The sequence below is a fragment of the Microbacterium sp. 10M-3C3 genome, from assembly GCF_003931875.1.
Taxonomy (GTDB): Bacteria; Actinomycetota; Actinomycetes; order Actinomycetales; family Microbacteriaceae; genus Microbacterium.
Genome location: NZ_CP034245.1, coordinates 1,156,445 through 1,173,398 on the forward strand (window position 1 = coordinate 1,156,445; position 16,954 = coordinate 1,173,398).

The 16,954-nt window shown below is 71.2% G+C and carries 18 protein-coding genes and 1 tRNA gene; 11 read left to right on the forward strand and 8 right to left on the reverse strand.

The features are described from left to right. Nucleotide 1: 1 nt before the first annotated feature. Entirely contained in the window at nt 2-751 is a 750-nt protein-coding gene (locus EI169_RS05440) for a phosphoglyceromutase (RefSeq protein WP_125131428.1), read from the forward strand. A 241-nt stretch (nt 752-992) separates the two neighbouring features. On the opposite strand, the gene phoU is transcribed toward EI169_RS05440, so the two are convergent. Continuing rightward, nucleotides 993-1,667 (reverse strand): phosphate signaling complex protein PhoU, encoded by a 675-nt coding sequence (phoU, locus tag EI169_RS05445; RefSeq protein ID WP_125131429.1) that lies wholly within the window; start codon nt 1,665-1,667, stop codon nt 993-995. A 167-nt stretch (nt 1,668-1,834) separates the two neighbouring features. Here phoU and EI169_RS05450 point away from each other — a divergent pair, with 167 nt between their 5' ends. Together EI169_RS05450 and EI169_RS05455 are read left to right on the forward strand one after the other, a co-directional pair. Continuing rightward, nucleotides 1,835-3,055, forward strand: coding sequence for an ATP-binding protein (locus EI169_RS05450; protein ID WP_125131430.1), 1,221 nt, complete (start codon nt 1,835-1,837; stop codon nt 3,053-3,055). Next, nucleotides 3,052-3,735, forward strand: a complete 684-nt coding sequence (locus EI169_RS05455; RefSeq protein ID WP_125131431.1) for a response regulator transcription factor — start codon at nt 3,052-3,054, stop codon at nt 3,733-3,735. Before EI169_RS05450 ends, EI169_RS05455 begins: the two co-directional genes overlap by 4 nt. Nucleotides 3,736-4,126: 391 nt before the next feature. Here the strand turns inward: EI169_RS05455 and EI169_RS05460 are convergent, their stop codons facing one another. Further along, entirely contained in the window at nt 4,127-4,669 is a 543-nt protein-coding gene (locus EI169_RS05460) for a DNA modification methylase (protein ID WP_125131432.1), read from the reverse strand. A 149-nt stretch (nt 4,670-4,818) separates the two neighbouring features. Here EI169_RS05460 and EI169_RS05465 point away from each other — a divergent pair, with 149 nt between their 5' ends. Both EI169_RS05465 and ispD read left to right on the forward strand, forming a co-directional pair. Continuing rightward, nucleotides 4,819-5,301, forward strand: coding sequence for a CarD family transcriptional regulator (locus EI169_RS05465; protein ID WP_125131433.1), 483 nt, complete (start codon nt 4,819-4,821; stop codon nt 5,299-5,301). A 29-nt stretch (nt 5,302-5,330) separates the two neighbouring features. After that, the gene (gene ispD, locus EI169_RS05470) at nt 5,331-6,530 is read left to right on the forward strand and encodes a 2-C-methyl-D-erythritol 4-phosphate cytidylyltransferase (protein WP_125131434.1); all 1,200 of its coding nucleotides are present in this window, start codon (nt 5,331-5,333) and stop codon (nt 6,528-6,530) included. A 10-nt stretch (nt 6,531-6,540) separates the two neighbouring features. On the opposite strand, the gene EI169_RS05475 is transcribed toward ispD, so the two are convergent. Both EI169_RS05475 and EI169_RS05480 read right to left on the reverse strand, forming a co-directional pair. After that, nucleotides 6,541-7,011: a GNAT family N-acetyltransferase gene (locus EI169_RS05475; protein ID WP_125131435.1), complete on the reverse strand. Its 471-nt coding sequence runs from the start codon at nt 7,009-7,011 to the stop codon at nt 6,541-6,543. After that, a complete protein-coding gene (locus EI169_RS05480; protein WP_125131436.1) occupies nt 7,011-7,940 on the reverse strand; it encodes an EamA family transporter in 930 nt (309 codons plus the stop codon). Before EI169_RS05480 ends, EI169_RS05475 begins: the two co-directional genes overlap by 1 nt. Before the next feature lie 83 nt (nt 7,941-8,023). Between EI169_RS05480 and cysS the strand changes: the two genes are divergently transcribed. Genes cysS through EI169_RS05495 form a run of 3 tightly spaced genes read left to right on the forward strand, consistent with a single transcriptional unit; the run spans nt 8,024 to nt 11,100 of the window. Further along, the gene (gene cysS / locus EI169_RS05485; protein ID WP_125131437.1) at nt 8,024-9,442 is read left to right on the forward strand and encodes a cysteine--tRNA ligase; all 1,419 of its coding nucleotides are present in this window, start codon (nt 8,024-8,026) and stop codon (nt 9,440-9,442) included. After that, entirely contained in the window at nt 9,435-10,430 is a 996-nt protein-coding gene (gene rlmB / locus EI169_RS05490; RefSeq protein WP_125131438.1) for a 23S rRNA (guanosine(2251)-2'-O)-methyltransferase RlmB, read from the forward strand. Before cysS ends, rlmB begins: the two co-directional genes overlap by 8 nt. A gap of 28 nt (nt 10,431-10,458) precedes the next feature. Next, a complete protein-coding gene (locus tag EI169_RS05495; protein WP_125131439.1) occupies nt 10,459-11,100 on the forward strand; it encodes an NAD(P)H-binding protein in 642 nt (213 codons plus the stop codon). Between the two features lie 3 nt (nt 11,101-11,103). Here EI169_RS05495 and EI169_RS05500 read toward each other — a convergent pair whose 3' ends face one another. Further along, nucleotides 11,104-12,417, reverse strand: coding sequence for a DUF4032 domain-containing protein (locus tag EI169_RS05500; protein WP_125131440.1), 1,314 nt, complete (start codon nt 12,415-12,417; stop codon nt 11,104-11,106). Between the two features lie 87 nt (nt 12,418-12,504). Continuing rightward, on the reverse strand, nt 12,505-13,608 hold the full coding sequence (gene ugpC, locus EI169_RS05505) for a sn-glycerol-3-phosphate ABC transporter ATP-binding protein UgpC (protein ID WP_125131441.1): 1,104 nt from the start codon (nt 13,606-13,608) through the stop codon (nt 12,505-12,507). Between the two features lie 240 nt (nt 13,609-13,848). Here ugpC and EI169_RS05510 point away from each other — a divergent pair, with 240 nt between their 5' ends. Together EI169_RS05510 and EI169_RS05515 are read left to right on the forward strand one after the other, a co-directional pair. Beyond that, on the forward strand, nt 13,849-14,775 hold the full coding sequence (locus tag EI169_RS05510) for a thioredoxin domain-containing protein (protein WP_346427092.1): 927 nt from the start codon (nt 13,849-13,851) through the stop codon (nt 14,773-14,775). 32 nt (nt 14,776-14,807) lie between these two features. Continuing rightward, nucleotides 14,808-14,880: transfer RNA gene (locus tag EI169_RS05515), tRNA-Thr, on the forward strand. A 38-nt stretch (nt 14,881-14,918) separates the two neighbouring features. On the opposite strand, the gene EI169_RS05520 is transcribed toward EI169_RS05515, so the two are convergent. Then, nucleotides 14,919-15,296 carry an ATP-dependent DNA ligase gene (locus EI169_RS05520; protein ID WP_240640649.1) on the reverse strand — a complete coding sequence of 126 codons (378 nt, stop codon included), beginning with the start codon at nt 15,294-15,296 and terminating at the stop codon, nt 14,919-14,921. Next, nucleotides 15,284-15,616, reverse strand: a complete 333-nt coding sequence (locus tag EI169_RS05525) for a hypothetical protein (RefSeq protein WP_125131443.1) — start codon at nt 15,614-15,616, stop codon at nt 15,284-15,286. Before EI169_RS05525 ends, EI169_RS05520 begins: the two co-directional genes overlap by 13 nt. A gap of 242 nt (nt 15,617-15,858) precedes the next feature. Between EI169_RS05525 and EI169_RS05530 the strand changes: the two genes are divergently transcribed. Beyond that, nucleotides 15,859-16,692 carry an AraC family transcriptional regulator gene (locus tag EI169_RS05530; RefSeq protein WP_164515443.1) on the forward strand — a complete coding sequence of 278 codons (834 nt, stop codon included), beginning with the start codon at nt 15,859-15,861 and terminating at the stop codon, nt 16,690-16,692. The last annotated feature ends 262 nt before the right edge of the window (nt 16,693-16,954 follow it).

Consider the following 16,954-nt stretch of genomic DNA (forward strand, 5'->3'; position numbering starts at 1 on the left):
CATGACCGCGCCCTACACGTTGATCCTCCTGCGCCACGGCCAGAGCGAGTGGAATGAGCTGAACCTCTTCACCGGATGGGTCGACGTCCGGCTCACCGACCAGGGCAAGGCCGAGGCCCAGCGCGGCGGCGAGCTGCTCGCCGAGTCGGGGCTCCTGCCCGACGTGCTGCACACCTCGGTGCTCTCGCGGGCGATCCAGACCGCGAACATCGCCCTCGACGCCGCCGACCGGCTGTGGATCCCGGTCAAGCGCTCGTGGCGCCTCAACGAGCGTCACTACGGCGCGCTGCAGGGGAAGGACAAGGCGCAGACCCTCGAGGAGTTCGGACCCGAGCAGTTCCAGCTGTGGCGCCGCTCGTTCGACGTGCCGCCGCCGCCCCTCCCCGCCGACGACGAGTACAGCCAGGTGGGCGACGCCCGCTACGCCGGCATCGACGGCGAGGTGCCGCACACCGAGTCGCTCAAGCTCGTGATCGACCGCCTCCTGCCGTACTGGGACTCGCACATCGTGCCCGATCTCACCGCGGGGAAGACCGTGCTCGTCACGGCGCACGGCAACTCGCTGCGCGGGCTGGTCAAGCACCTGGAGGGCATCAGCGACGAAGACATCGCGGCGCTGAACATCCCCACCGGCATCCCGCTCGTCTACAAGCTCGACGGCAACCTCAAGCCGCTCGGCCCGGGCGCCTACCTCGACCCCGAGGCCGCTGCGGCCGGTGTCGCCGCGGTCGCTGCGCAGGGCCGCAAGTAACAGCGGTCCCGCCTTCGTCCAAAGGCTGCTCGCCGCGGCGGCACGCCGGACGACTCCGGTGTGCCCGAAACACCGCTCGGACGGCGGGCACGCCGGCATCTCCGGACCCGGCCCCGGCGATTCGGCCGAACGGGCAGTCTTTCGGCTCGGGTCGGGTCGGGGCCGGGACGGACGGGGCGACCACGCCGGGAACGACGAAGGGGCGGATGCTGCAGCATCCGCCCCTTCGTCGTGTCGAGATCTACTCGGCGTGGGCGGCGACGACGGTCGGGTCGGCGGCCCAGTCGCCCGTCGCGAGGTAGACGACCTTCTTGGCGACCGAGACGGCGTGGTCGGCGAAGCGCTCGTGGTAGCGGCTGGCGAGCGTCGCGTCGACCGTGGCCATCGCCTCGCCCTTCCAGTTCTCGCCGAGCACCTTCTCGAACACGCTGATGTGCAGCTCGTCGATCGCGTCGTCGTCGTTGCGGATCTCCTCCGCAAGGGCGAGGTTCTCGGTGCGCAGCAGCTCCGACAGCTTCTGCGAGACCGACACGTCGAGCTGGCCCATCCGCAGGAACGTGTGCTTGAGGCCCTTGGGGATCGCGCGCTCGGGGAAGCGCGAGCGCGCGAGCTGCGCGATGTGCTCCGCCATGTCGCCCATCCGCTCGAGCGAGGCGCTCACGCGCAGGGCGGTGACGACGATGCGCAGGTCGCGTGCGACGGGCTGCTGGCGCGCGAGGATCTCGATCGCGAGCTCGTCCAGCGCGACGGCCTTCTCGTCGATGATGCGGTCGGCCTCGATCACCTCTTCGGCGAGCCCGACGTCGCTCGACGAGAACGCGCGGGTCGCACGGTCGATGGCGACGGTGACGAGATCGGCGATCTCGACGAGACGCCCCTGCACGTCCTCGAGCGACTGGTGGAAGACTTCGCGCATCCGGTGTGACCTCCTGGGTGAGCGCGCGGCGCACCTGCCGCGACCCTGGCGATTGTTTACCTCGCCGGTGAACGGACGGTGCCTCGGAAGTGAATAGTAGCCTCCCGCTGGCCCCGGCAGCCCTGTCGTGGCCAGAGCCGCCGGGCGCGTGACCGTACGCTGGAGGCATGGGTCAGACGCAGCTCGCGCTGCTGGCGCTCCTGCTCGGAGTCGCCATCGGGGGCTCCGTCGTCCTCCTCGTGTTCGTCGCGCTCCGCGCGCGCGACCGGCAGCGCGCCGAGGTGTCGACCGACCTGCCGGACGGTGTCGCGGACGTGCTCGAGGCGATGGACGACCCCGCCTTCGTGTGCGACACGTCGGGCACGGTGCTCGCCGCATCCGCCCCCGCCGAGATCTTCGCGATGCGCGTCGGCGACACGATCCCCGACGACGACCTGCGTCGTGTGGTGCGGGCCGCGCGCGAGCGCCGGGGGAGCGTCGTCGAGAATCTGCGCCTGCGACGCGGCGCCGCACCGGCGGAGCCCCGCCTGGTCGCGGTGCGTGCGACGAGCATGACCCCGCGGCTCACGCTCGTGGTGCTGCGCGACATCACCGAGCGCGAGCGCGTCGAGGAGATGCGCCGGGACTTCGTCGCGAACACGAGCCACGAGCTGAAGACGCCCGTCGGCGCGGTCAGCCTGCTCGCCGAGGCGATCGAGATGGCCGCGGACGATCCGGCGCAGGTGCGCGCGTTCGCGTCGCGCCTGACGGCTGAGGCGAGCCGGCTCGGCGCCCTCACGTCGCGCATCATGAGCCTGTCGCGGCTGCAGGCCTCGGACGAGCTCAAGGAGGTGCGCGACGTGTCGATCGACGAGGTCGTCACCTCCGCCGTCGAGGCGCACGCGCTGCAGGCCGACTCGGCCGCCGTCACGGTGGTGCGCGGCGGCACGCGCGGGCTGTACGTGCGGGGTGATGCGCAGGTGCTCACCGAGGCGGTGGGCAACCTCGTCGCCAATGCGATCGCGTATTCGCCGGCCGGCTCGAGCGTCGGGATCGGCGTGAAGGCGACCGACGGGGTGTTGGAGATCGCCGTGACCGACCGCGGCATCGGCATCCCCGAGAGCGACCAGCAGCGCGTGTTCGAGCGCTTCTACCGCGCCGACCAGGCCCGTTCGCGCAGCACCGGCGGCACCGGCCTCGGGCTGTCGATCGTCAAGCACGCGGTGCAGCGTCATGGCGGCGAGGTGCGACTGTGGTCGCGCGTCGGACGTGGCTCGACCTTCACCATCCGCCTGCCGCTGTCGACTCCGCCCGATCACGAGCCCGTCAAGCCCAAGAACCGTCGCAAGGCCCGCAAGAAGGCGGATGCCGCGACCCGCTCCGAACCCGTGAAGGGGGACACCATATGACCCGTGTGCTGATCGTGGAGGACGAGCCCGATCTCGCCGAGCCGCTGGCCTACCTTCTGCGTCGCGAGGGCTACGAGGCCGAGATCGCGCCCGACGGCCCGTCGGCCCTGGCGGCGTTCCGCGAGCGCGGTGCGGACATCGTGCTGCTGGATCTGATGCTCCCCGGCATGAACGGCACCGAGGTGTGCCGCGAGCTGCGTGCGACGTCGTCGGTGCCGGTGATCATGCTCACCGCCAAGGACTCCGAGGTCGACATCGTGGTGGGTCTCGAGCTGGGCGCCGACGACTACGTCACGAAGCCCTACTCGGCGCGGGAGCTGCTCGCGCGGATGCGGGCGGTGCTGCGCCGGTACGCGCAGGCGGACGCGGATCTCGACGAGCGGATCCTCACCGGCGGTCGTGTGACGCTCGACATCGACCGGCACACCGTCGCGGTCGACGGCGGCGAGATCAACATGCCGCTGAAGGAGTTCGAGCTCCTCGAGGTGCTGATGCGCAACGCGGGCCGCGTGCTCACGCGCGGGCAGCTCATCGATCGCGTATGGGGCACCGACTACTTCGGCGACACCAAGACGCTCGACGTGCACATCAAGCGCATCCGCTCTCGCATCGAGCAGAACCCGAGCGAGCCGGCGATGCTCGTCACCGTCCGGGGCCTCGGCTACCGCTTCGAGGGCTGACGGCCATGCCGTCGTCCGGTGCGCGTATCACGTATTCAGGCTGACGGCGGACGGGGTCCTACCGTGCGCCCGTCACGTATTCAGGCTGCCGGCGATGCCGTCATTCGGTGTGTCCGGCACGAATTCAGGCTGAGCGCCGAGTCCACCCGTCGACACGCCGTGTATCCCGCCGTCGGCGGCATCTCTGCCTGAGTTCGTGTCGGGTGCGCGGATGCGGCGCCGCGGGCGGGCCGCGCCGCAGCCTGAGTTCGTGTCGGGTGCGCGGATGCGGCGCCCGCGGGGAAGCCGCGCCGCTGCCTGAGTTCGTACGCGCGGGGCCCGTCCAGGGCGCGGCCGCCGGTCGGCTCGACGCGGGCGGGGACGTGTCAGCCGGAGCGGTGTCGGGCCGCGGTCAGTTCGAGGCGGACGGCGACGGCGTGGACGAGGGCGTCGGCGAGCTCGTGGATGCGGCGGGCGTGGGCAGCAGCTCGCCGTAGTAGGGGAGCGCGCCATCGAGCACCGGCACCTGGTACAGCACGCCCTCGGCGTCGCCGGACTGGAAGTAGACGGGCACGTTCGCGCCGGGCGCGACGGGCACGGCGTCGACGGTGAGCGCCGGGGTCTCCTCCTCGGGATCGCCGAGGCTGACGGACGAGTTCGCGGGCACGCGGATCGTCGCCTTCTGCGCGTCGGCGCCCTCGCCGATCTCGAGGTTGAGCGTGTGGTCCTCGCCGGTCTCGTTGACGACGGCGGCGATGAGCGCGCCCGGGCCGCCCTCCTCCTCCGACACGATGAGCACGTTGCGGACCTTGAGCGGCCCGGAGTTCGGGATGTTCACACCGTCGCTCGCGGAGTACTGGATCTCCGTCGACTGGGGGGTGATGAAGGCGCAACCGGTCGCCCCGAGAAGGACGGCGGCGCCCAGAGCGACGGACGCGACGAGACGCGAGTTCACGGATCCTCCCGGTGGGCTGTGCTTCCCCAGCATTCTATGGGGTCGGGAGGCTCTTCCCGGGACCGCCGAGCCGGCTGCCGGGGGCGGCGGAGAACCTTAGCGCATCGCGGGCTGTGGTATCCTAGACGTTGCCGAAAGGACATAACTGCATGCTTTTTGAGGTTGGCGAGACCGTCGTCTATCCGCACCACGGAGCGGCCACGATCATCGAGGTCAAGGATCGCATCATCAAGGGCGAGACCAAGAAGTACCTGAAGCTCAACGTCACCCAGGGCGACCTCATCATCGAGGTTCCCGCCGAGAACGTCGACCTCGTCGGCGTCCGTGACGTGATCGGCAAGGAAGGTCTCGACCGGGTGTTCGAGGTGCTGCGCGCGCCGTTCACGGAGGAGCCGACCAACTGGTCGCGTCGCTACAAGGCGAACCTCGAGAAGCTCGCGTCCGGCGATGTGATCAAGGTCAGCGAGGTCGTGCGCGACCTATGGCGTCGCGATCAGGACCGCGGTCTGTCCGCCGGCGAGAAGCGGATGCTCGCGAAGGCCCGCCAGATCCTCGTCTCCGAGCTGGCGCTGGCCGAGAAGACCGACGAGGAGCGCGCGAGCGTCGTCCTCGACGAGGTCCTCGCGTCCTGAGCTCGCGCGCGACTCGCTAGCGTGGGGGCGTGAGCATCACGCCCGTTCCGCGCACCGCTGTCATCGTCGTCGCCGCCGGGTCCGGCACCCGCTTGGGAGCGGGCGGGCCGAAGGCGTTCGTCGGCATCGATGAGCACACCGTGCTGCGGCACGCGCTCGACGGCGTGTTCGCCGGACCGCTCGCGCAGGTCGTCGTCGTCGCGCCTGCGGGCCGCGAGGGCGACGCGCTCACCGAGGCCTATGCCGCCGCCGGCGACGCGCGCGACCTCGTGTCGGTCGTCGTGGGCGGCGACACGCGGCAGGCCTCGGTCGCGGCGGGATTGGCCGCGGTGTGGGCGGATGTGCGTTACGTGCTCGTCCACGACGCCGCGCGCGCCCTCACCCCGCCGGCCGTGTTCGCGCGGGTCATCGAGGCGCTCGAGGCGGACAACCCGGCGGTCGTGCCGGTCGTGCCGGTCGTCGACACCCTCAAGCGCGTCGACGGGCATGTCGCACTCGCGGCCGTCGACCGCTCCGAGCTCGCGGCGGCCCAGACGCCGCAGGGGTTCTCGCGCGTCGACCTCGAGGCCGCGTACGCCGCGGCGTCGGAGGAGTTCACCGACGACGCCGCGCTGATGGCCGACGCGGGGCATGCGGTCGTGGTCGTACCCGGCGACCGCGCGGCGTTCAAGATCACGACGCCCGACGACCTCGAGCGCGCGCGTGCCCTCCTGGCGCCGGAGGCGCACACGCGGGTCGCGATCGAGCAGCCGCATCCGCTGCCGCGCGTCGGCGTCGGCACCGACGTGCACGCGTTCGGCGGAGAGGGCGACCTGTGGCTCGCGGGTCTGTCGTGGCCCGGGGAGCCCGCGCTGTCGGGCCATTCCGACGGCGACGCGGTCTCGCACGCGATCGTGGATGCGCTGCTCGCCGCCGCGGGCCTCGGCGACATCGGCACGCATTTCGGCACCGACCGGCCCGAGTACGCCGGCGCGCACGCGGACCGCTTCCTCGAGCGCACTCTCGCGCTGCTCGGCGAAGCCGGCTGGCGGGTCGGCAATGTCTCGGTGCAGGTGCAGGCCGTGCGCCCGCGCTTCGCCGCACGGCGCGCGGAAGCCGAGGCGGCGCTCTCGGACGCGCTCGGTGGCGCCCCGGTGTCGGTGAGCGCGACCACGACCGACGGCCTCGGGTTCACCGGGCGCGGGGAGGGCGTCGCGGCGTACGCCGTCGCCCTCGTCGTCCCGGCCTGACGCCGACGCGCTACGCCGACGGCTGCAGGCCCAGCGTCATGAAGGTCGAGTTCGGGTCGGGGCGGTAGGAGCCGAACGGGGGGCACTCGACGAAGCCCTCGCTCGCGTATAGGCGCCGCGCCGCGACGAAGTCGTCGCCGCTGCCGGTCTCCAGCCACAACGCGGCGACACCGCGCTCGCGCGCGTCCGCGACGATCCGGCGCACGAGCGCGCGGCCGACCCCGCGGCCGAGGAACGCGTCGTCGACGCGCATCGACTTCAGCTCCGCGTTCGCGTCGTCCAGGCGCGCGGTGGCCGCGATCCCCGCGAGGCGGCCGCCGACGCGCGCGGTCCAGAACGCGACATCCGGATGCTGCAGCGCCGACAGGTCGAGGGCGTGCACGCTTTCGGCCGGGGTGTTCTCGTGCATGCCGGCGAGATGCCGGGCGATGAGAGCCGTGACGTCGGCGCGTGTCGGGTCCTCCCGGGCGATCGCGAGCATCAGCCCTCCACCGCGAACGGCTGCGGGTCGCGCGGCGCCCGTGACCCCCACGCGAGGACGAGCAGGCCGGCGCCGAGCACGACAAGTCCGCCGATCTCGGCGGGCGACAGGCGTTCGCCCAGCACGGCGATGCCGAGCACGGCCGCGGTCAGGGGCTCGGCGAGCGTCAGCGTCGCGGCGGTCGCCGCCGTCAGGCGCTGGAGCCCCCACGTGAAGAGCGTGTACGCGAGGGTGATCGTCGCGAGCCCGAGCCACAACGACATGGCGAGCCCCGACAGCGCCGAGTCCGATGCGGCGACGACCCACGACAGGTCCACGAACGGGACGAAGGCGAGCGCGACGATCGCCGAGCCCGCGCCCATGGCGCCCGCCACCGAGAACGGATCCCAGCCGCCCGTCAGGAGGCGCCGCTGCGCATTCGCGAACACGGCGAAGCTCGCGCCGGCGCCGACCGAGCCGACGAACCCGAGCGGATCGGCGCCCGCCGGACCGCCGGCGGCGAACGCGAGCACCGCCACACCCACCAGGGCCAGTGCGGTCGCAGCCATCCACGTCGCGTGCGGGCGCCGACGCGTGAGGGCCCATTCGATGACGCCGGCGATCACCGGCGCCGAGCCGAGGGCGGCGACCGTCCCGACGGCGACGCCGTTGCGCGCGGTGCCGAGGAAGAACAGCGGCTGGTACACCGCGAGTGCGACACCCGTCACCGTCATCAGCGCGATGGCGCGTGCGTCGGCGCGCGGTGCTCCCATCCTCCGCCGTGCGCGCCGGCCCAGCGCCCAGCCGACGATGCCCAGGGCGGTGCCGCCGATGAGGAGGCGCATCGCGCCCACCGCGAGCGGCGTCGTGTCGCCGGGGCCGAGCGCCTGCGACGTGCCGGTCGTCCCGAAGAGCACGGCCGCCGCGACGACGGCGAGCAGCGGCAGCATGTCTCTTTTCTAGCGTGCCTGCGGCCCCGGTCATGACCGCGGCTTCCCGGGGCGTCGCGGCACGGCGCCGGTAGGCTGGAGCGGTGACCGTCCGGATCTACGACACGAAGGCGCAGGCGCTGCGCGACTTCGTCCCCGCCGACCCCGGCAACGTGACGGTCTACGTGTGCGGCCCGACCGTGCAGTCGGGCCCGCACATCGGCCACGTCCGTGCCGCACTCAGCTTCGACCTCCTCCGCCGCTGGCTCGCGTACCGGTTCGGTCGGGTCACGTTCGTGCGCAACGTGACCGACATCGACGACAAAGTGCTCGCGTATGCGACCGCCGACGAGCCGTGGTGGGCGCTCGCGTATCGCATGGAGCAGGAGTTCGCGCGGGCGTATGCCGCTGTCGGCATCCTGCCGCCGACGTACGAGCCGCGCGCGACCGCGTCCATCCCGCAGATGCAGGAGCTCATCGGCCGGCTCATCGACGCCGGGCACGCGTATGCGGCCGACAGCCCGGATGCGGCGGGCGACGTGTACTTCGACGTGCGCTCGTGGCCCTCGTACGGCGCCCTCACGCGCCAGTCGCTGGACGCGATGGAGCCGGCGGCCGACGCCGACCCGCGCGGCAAGCGCGACCCGCACGATTTCGCACTGTGGAAGGGTACGAAGCCCGGCGAGCCGGCGGATGCGACGTGGGAGTCGCCGTGGGGCGCCGGACGCCCGGGCTGGCACATCGAATGCTCCGCGATGTCGCGGCGCTACCTCGGGCCCTCCTTCGACATCCACGGCGGGGGCCTCGACCTGCGCTTCCCGCACCACGAGAACGAGCTCGCCCAGTCCACCGCGGCGGGCGACGCGTTCGCGCAGTACTGGGTGCACAACGGCCTCGTGACCGTCGGCGGGCAGAAGATGTCGAAGTCCCTCGGCAACTTCGTGCTCGCCGCAGACGTGCTCGCCGAGCACGACCCGCTGGTCGTGCGCTACGCGCTCGCCGCGGCCCACTACCGATCGACGCTCGACCTGACGCCCGAGTCCTACGCCGAGGCGAAGGCCGCGCTCGAGCGCATCGCGACCTTCCGTCAGCGCGTGCTGCGGGCGACCGGGGCCGATCCCGCCGCTCTGGCGCCCTCCCGCCTTCCCGACGCCTTCGTCGCCGCGATGGACGACGACCTCGGCGTCCCGCAGGCGCTCGCCGTGCTGCACGACACCGTGCGGGCGGGGAACGCCGCGGTCGACGCGGCAGACCGTGCCGGTGCCGTCGAGGCCTCCCGTGCGGTGGCGGCGATGCTCGAGCTCCTGGGCCTCGACGGGTCGGTGCCCGCGACGGCGGCCGGCGCGGATGCAGCCGGAACGGCGCTCGACGGCCTGCTGCGCGAGCTGATCGACCAGCGTGCACGGGCGCGCGCCGAGAAGGACTGGGCTGCGGCCGACCGCATCCGCGACGCGATCGCGGCGGCCGGCGTCGCCCTCGAAGACACCCCCGACGGAACGCATTGGAGTCTGAACGATGGCTAAGCCAGGAAACCCCTCGGCCGGTCGCGGCAAGAAGGGGCCGACGAAGGGCTCCGGCGGCAAGAACCGACGCGCGCTGGAAGGCAAGGGCCCGACCCCGAAGGCGGAGGATCGCGCGTGGCACCCCGCGGGCAAGCGCAAGGCCGCGGCCGAGCGGTATGCGGCCGCGGGCGGCAAGGGACGCCTCGGCCAGCGCCCGTCGGCGCCCGCCAACCGCGGCGGACGCCCGAAGCAGAGCGATGACACCGAGATCGTCACGGGGCGCAACTCCGTGCTCGAGGCGCTGCGCGCCCGCATCCCCGCCACCGCGATGTACGTCGCGCAGCGTGTCGAGATGGACGACCGCGTCAAGGAGATGCTCTCGATCGCGACTCACCGCGAGATCCCGGTGCTCGAGGTGACGCGGCCCGAGCTCGACCGTATGGCCGGGTTCGACGGCGTGCATCAGGGCGTGGCGCTCAAGGTTCCGCCGTACGAGTACGCGCACCCCCAGGACCTGCTCGAGAACGTCACGGCGACCGGCGAGCTGCCGCTGCTCGTCGCCCTCGACGGCATCACCGACCCGCGGAACCTCGGTGCGATCATCCGGTCGGCCGCCGCCTTCGGCGGCCAGGGCGTGATCATCCCGCAGCGCCGGTCGGCCGGGGTCAACGCCGCCGCGTGGAAGACGAGCGCCGGCGCTGCCGCGCGCACGCCCGTGGCGATCGCGGCGAACCTCACCTCGACGCTCAAGGAGTTCAAGAAGCAGGGCGTGTTCGTCCTCGGTCTCGACGGCGGCGGTGACGTGCCGCTGCCGGCGCTCGAGCTCGCGGATCGCCCGGTGGTCATCGTGGTCGGCTCCGAGGGCAAGGGTCTCTCGCGCCTGGTCACCGAGACGTGCGACCAGATCGTGTCGATCCCGATCTCCGCGGCGACCGAGTCGCTGAACGCCGGCATCGCCGCGTCCGTGGCGCTGTACCAGGTCGCGACACTGCGCGCGACGCGCGAATAGCACGCATCCCTCGACGAAAGGAAAGCGCATGACCCGCATCGCCGTCATCGGAGGAACCGGCTACGCCGGCAGCCACATCGTCCGGGAGGCCGTCGACCGCGGTCACACCGTCGTCTCGGTCGCGCGCTCCGTGCCCGCCGAGCGCCTGGCCGGCGCGACATACCTCGAGGGCAGCATCCTCGACACGGTCGACCTCGTGCAGAAGCTCGAGGGGGTCGAGGTCGTCGTGTCGGCGGTCGCGCCGCGCGGCGACATGCTCGGCAAGGTGCGGCCGGCGCTCGCCGAGCTCTTCGCCGCGCTTCCCGAGAACGTCCGCGTCGGCGTGATCGGCGGCGCCGGGGGGAGCCTCGTCGCGCCCGGCGGTCCGCGCCTGATCGACACCGACGGCTTCGCGGATGAGTACAAGCCCGAGGCGCTCGAGGCGATCGGCGTGCTCGAGGACCTCCAGTCGGGCACCGGTGGTCGCGAGTGGTTCTACGTCCACCCCGCGGGCGGCTTCGGCGCGTGGGCGCCGGGGGAGCGCACCGGCGAGTACCGCGACGGCGGCGAGGTGCTCGTCGTCGACCAGTCGGGCGAGTCGTTCATCTCCGGCCCCGACCTCGCGGTGGCCGTCGTCGACGAGATCGAAGACCCGAAGCACACGGGTCGCCGGTTCACCGTCGGCTACTGAGCCTCAGACGAGGTCGCGCCAGTCGACCGTCTCGTCCTCGTCCTCGTCGTCCGCGACCGAGATCGCGCCGGTGAGGACGGGGACGGCCATCGTGTCGGTGGGCGGTCCCATCACGGTCGCCTCGTCGCGGCGATGCCGCAGCACGTCGTCGATGTAGGACGTGAGCACTTCGGCGATCGGCACCGACCGGCCGCGCGCCTGCGACATGTACCACCGGTGCTCGAGCACCTGGTGGAACACCTCGGCCGGTTCGAGCTTCGCGCGCAGGTCGAACGGGATCGCCATGACGATCGGCTCGAACACGCGCGTCAGCCATTCGTGGGCGACCATCTCCTCGTCCGAGCCGAGGCGGGAGACGCGCGCGCGGAACTCGTCGAGGTCGTTGAGGAGGCGACGGGCCTGGTTCTCCTCGACGTCGAGACCGGTCAGGCGCAGGAGTCGTCGCTGGTGGTGTCCGGCGTCGACGACCTTCGGCTGGATCGAGACCCGCGTGCCATCGGGCGTCGTCTGCATCGACATCTCGCCGATGTCGAAGCCGAGCGCGTTCAAGCGCTGCACGCGCTCGGTGATGCGCCACGACTCGTCGACCGCGAAGGTCTCGCGGTCGGTGAGGGCACCCCACAGCGAGTGGTAGGACGACATGATGCCGTCGGCGATCTGGACGGCGTCGAGGCCGCCCTCCAGCCGCCCGCCCGCTTCGAGGTCCATGATCTCGCCCGCGATGTTGGTGCGGGCGATGTCGAGGTCGTGGGCCCGCTGGCCGTCGGTCAGTCCGCCCTCGTGCAGCTCGCCGGTCTCGGCGTCGACGAGGTAGGCCGCGAACTCGCCCGCGTCGCGTCGGAACAGCGTGTTCGACAGCGACACGTCGCCCCAGAAGAAGCCGACGTTGTGCAGGCGCACGAGCAGCACCGCGAGGGCGTCCACGAGCCGGGTCGCCGTGTGCGGCCGCAGCATCTGCGTGAAGAGGGCCCGGTAGGGGAGCGAGAACTTCAGATGCGCCGTGACCAGGGCCGCGGGCAGCGGCTCGCCGGCGGCATCCGTGCGACCGGCGATCACGGCCACGCGCTCGACGCAGGGCGCCTGCAGCCGGTGCAGGTTGCCCAGCATGTCGTACTCGCGGCGCGCCATCTGCTCGGTCGTCTCCTTGATCGCCACGACCCGCCCCGACAGGTTCGCGAAGCGGACGAGATGACGCGAGATGCCCTTCGGCAGGTAGACGATCGCGCTGCTCGGCCAGTCGGCGAGGGTCGTCGACCACGGCAGCGACAGCAGCCCGGGATCGACGGAGCTGGCGGTGATGCTGAGGGACTCGGCCACGGAAACCTCCCGGGAATGACGAACGCGGCGCGGGCGCCGGCCCTTCGATGATCTCAGGAACCGGAGCCCGCGCCGCGCGCGGTGGGATCAGGCGGAGGCGATCGCCTTGTCGGTCAGGCGCTCGCCGGACTCGGCGTCGAACACGTGCACGTGTCCGGGGACCGGGGCCAGCACGACGGTCTCACCCGCGTTGGGGTGACGGCGGCCGTCGACGCGCGCGACCAGGTCGGTGCGCTTGCCGTTGATCTCCGTGTGGCCGTACAGGTAGCCGTCGGCGCCGAGCTCCTCGACGAGATCGACGACGACCGACAGGCCGCGGCCGTCGGCAGGGGCGACCTGGATGTCCTCGGGACGGACGCCGATCGTGACGACCGAGCCGTGCGCCTTGCCGATGACGTCGGCCTCGACCGGCGCGACGAGGTCGCCGAAGCGCACGCCCCCCTCGGCCAGGTCGACCTGGAACAGGTTCATCGCGGGCGAGCCGATGAAGCCGGCGACGAACACGTTCTGCGGCTTCTCGTACAGGTCGCGGGGCGTGCCGACCTGCTGCAGCAGGCCGTCCTTGAGCACCGCGATGCGGTCGCCCATCGTGAGCGCCTCGGTCTGGTCGTGCGTGACGTACACCGTGGTGACGCCCAGGCGGCGCTGCAGCGACGCGATCTGCGTGCGCGTCTGCACGCGCAGCTTCGCGTCGAGGTTCGACAGCGGCTCGTCCATGAGGAACACCTGGGGCTGACGCACGATGGCGCGGCCCATCGCGACGCGCTGACGCTGACCGCCCGAGAGCGCCTTCGGCTTGCGCGTGAGGTACTGCTCGAGGTCGAGGAGCTTCGCGGCCTCGAGGACGCGCGCGGCACGCTCCTCCTTGCCGACGCCCGCGATCTTCAGGGCGAAGCCCATGTTCTCGGCGACGGTCATGTGCGGGTACAGCGCGTAGTTCTGGAAGACCATCGCGATGTCGCGGTCCTTCGGCGGCACGTCGGTGACGTCGCGGTCGCCGATGAGGATGCGGCCCGAGTTGACCTCTTCGAGGCCGGCGAGCATGCGCAGCGACGTGGACTTGCCGCAGCCGGAGGGGCCGACCAGGACGAGGAACTCGCCGTCGCCCACTTCGAGGTTGAGCTTGTCGACCGCGGGGCGCGTGCCCCCCGGGTACAGGCGCGTTGCGTTGTCAAACGTGACGGATGCCATGTTCTTTCTCCTTCACCGGCAGGTACGTGCCGGACGATCCGTAGTGATGGATGGCGGGGGCTATCCCGCACGCCCTCCTTCGGGCGCGTCCTCAGTATGGCATGCGGCCCCTGCGTCTGGGTTTTTCTCAGCCTGCCTGGCTAGCATCGACTCTCGGTCGCCCACCCGCGCGACCCCGCCGGATTCCCGGCCGCTGTCATCCGTTTCAGAGGTTTCATGTCGAACGACGAGACACCGCACGTGCCTGCTCCGCGCGACCGACGCAAGGCGGTGCGCGAGAAGGCGCAGCAGGTGCACGTGAAGCAGTCCCGGCTGCGGGTGCTGCGCCGGATCCTCGTCGGAGTCGCGGGTCTCGCCGTCGTCGGCGTCGCCACCGCGGCCGTCGTCTACGCCCTCACCGAGATGGGTCCGAAGCCCCTCGTCCAGCCCGCCAACGCGAACGACGACGGGTTCCTGGTGTCCGATGTCAGCGGCATCCCCGAGGCGCAGGACCCGACGGTCGACGACAGCACCGCACAGCTGCAGGCCGAGACCCCGACCCCGACCCCCACGCCTTCGACCACCGCGTCGCGCACGGTCGACATCCGCGTGTACGTCGACTACCTCTCGACGCAGGCCCGCGAGTTCCAGGTCGCCAACGCCGAGCAGCTGGGCAAGTGGGTGTCGCAGGATGCGGCGACCCTCACCTACTACCCGGTCGCGATGCTCACCTCGAAGTCCAACGGCACGAAGTACTCGCTGCGCGCCGCCGGCGCGGCCGCGTGCGTGGCCACGTACTCGCCTGGCACCTTCTTCGCGTTCAACGACGAGCTGCTGCGCCAGCAGCCGGCCGCCGACTCTGACGGGCTGACGGACGATCAGCTGGCCGACCTTGCGCAGGCCAAGGGCGTGTCCTCGCCGAAGGTCGTGCGCTCGTGCATCGAGGACGGCGAGTACGCGTCGTGGGCGCGCGCGGCGACCGACCGTGCCCTCGAGGGCATCCCGGGCACCGATGTCGCGCTGACGGGCACGCCGATGATCCTCGTCAACGGTACGCAGTACGTGGGGGCGCTCGACGACCCGAAGGAGTTCGCGCAGTTCGTGCTCACGGTCGCGAGCGATGCGTACTACCGCACCCCCTCGCCCACCCCCTCTGCGAGCACCGCGACGCCCACTCCCGCCCCGTGACGGCATCGACGCCCCGATAGACTGGGCGCTCCGCCGGCTTGGCGCAATTGGTAGCGCACCGTACTTGTAATACGGGGGTTGCAGGTTCAAGTCCTGTAGCCGGCACACGCACGCCGGATCGGCATGAGGAACGGCCCCGCACGTCAACGCGCTTCGGCGTACTGCTCTTCGACGATCGCGAACTTCATCGCCGGCTGCTGCCGCATCGTCCGATCGACAGCGTGCGCGTCCGGCTCGGGAACGACGTAGAGCCCGTGCGGCCCAGCAGCGGTGTACGCGAGGGCGTGCAGCCATGCGGGATTCAGTGTCGGCGTGCGGCCGCCGTGGAACTTGTAGACCAGGTTCGCGTTCGGGTGGATCCAGACCGAGGTGCGGCCGCCGCCCACGCTGAGGTCTTCCTTCCAGGTGAAGAGGAAGGCCTCATTGCGTCGGAGCTTGGCGGTGATGACGTGCTGCAGGTGCGCGAGCAGCCGGTCCTCGAAGTCGACCTTGATGCCGTTGTCCATGATCAGCTTGCCCATGTTGATCTCGGTCCTGCTCCACCACGCCAGGCGTTGTCCGGGGGTCGGAAGGCGAGTAGCGCACTGGCACGGCAGAACCGGCTATTCGCCGATTCTGTGGGCAGTGCGGTGATGCTCACCGCGACCCCGGCGGTGATGAGAATCCGGTTGGGCGCGAGTGTTCCGTGCTCGTCGACGACATCGAGCCACCCGGCCGTGCGTCGCAGGAGGATGTCGTCGATCTCCTGCTGCACCTCGGTGACGGATTTCCCCATGACGCGGTAGGGCGTCCCGGCATATGTCAGTTCCGTGATCACCGGGATGCCGTTGTTTCCGTCCACTCGCTGAGGCTAACGGGCCGCTGCCGGAGCCGGACGCGGCGTCGGGTCATGTGGACAGGGGTCGTGCGTGATTCGGATCGAGGAGTAGCTTCATTCAACGGCGATGTCGAAGGAGCGTGGATATGCCCACGATGAAGACCGGCGCGGACAATGCTGACGCCGCGGTCGCCGCACTAGACGCGTACTTCCCCGGGGTTCGCGTCGGCCCCGACCGTGGCACGCGCCTGCACTTCTCGCTCTCCGTGACCGGCATCGGAGGAGGGGCGACTTTCCTCGATTTCACGATCGGCGGTCGCCCACTCGTGACGCAGGTCGAGGACACGGCGGGTTTCTTGTTCGCGCGAGCCGTCCGAATGGACGGGGACATGGCTGTGAAGCGCACGACGGTCGACGCGGCGCATCCCTACGTGGTGCAGCCCGGCCTGCGCAGCGAATACACCTTCGCGCATGCGCAGACGCTCACACTCGACGCGAGCGCGTTCCTCGCCCGACTCGGCGAACGCATCAACCCGCGATCGGTCGGGTTCTCCTTCACCTCGGCCGCACCACGCACGCCCGAGCACGGCAGTTACTGGGATGCCGTCATGCTGACCGTGGCGCGTGCGGTCAGCACGGGTGTCGTCGACGAGCCCTACGTCGCGAGCGGACTGCTGGATCTCGCGGTCTCCGCGAGCGCGGCCTGCTTCCCCAACACGTGGGACGACCTTCCTGTGGAACGTGTCCCACTCCCGCCGGCAGCCGCTCAACGCGCGCGCACCTACATCGACGACCACGCCCACCTTCCGATCATGTTGGCCGACATCGCCGGCGCGGCGCGGATGAGCGTGCGCGGCGTGCAACTCGCGTTCCAGCGCGCGTTTCAGATGTCGCCGACGGATTATCTGCGGCGCGTCCGGGTCGCCCGGGCCCGCGCGGCTCTGCTCAGCGCCCATCCCGAAGCGGGCGACTCGGTGTCGGGGATCGCTCGGTCGGCCGGCTTCACACACCCATCGCGGTTCGCTGCCACCTATCGCGCAGAGTACGGCGAGAACCCGTCCGATACCCTCCACGCGTCGCGTCACACCGACAGGTCGTAGCGCGGGGGCGATTCGCACTCGAGAACTCGATCAGGGGTGATTTCGAGGACCGCCTGCTCGCTCACCACGCGCGGCTGAACACTCAGGCCCGAGAATCCTTTCTCCGGCCGGGGGTGTCGGCCTCCCTGCGTCTGCTGACACCTCGCGAGACGACTGTGCAAGATGGGCGACTCGCGGTGATGAGGTCGTAACGGCGCCGCAACCGGGCCCCGCTATCCGTTGATCGGGTGTCCCCAGCACCCAGGGTCGCGAGTGCCCCCCA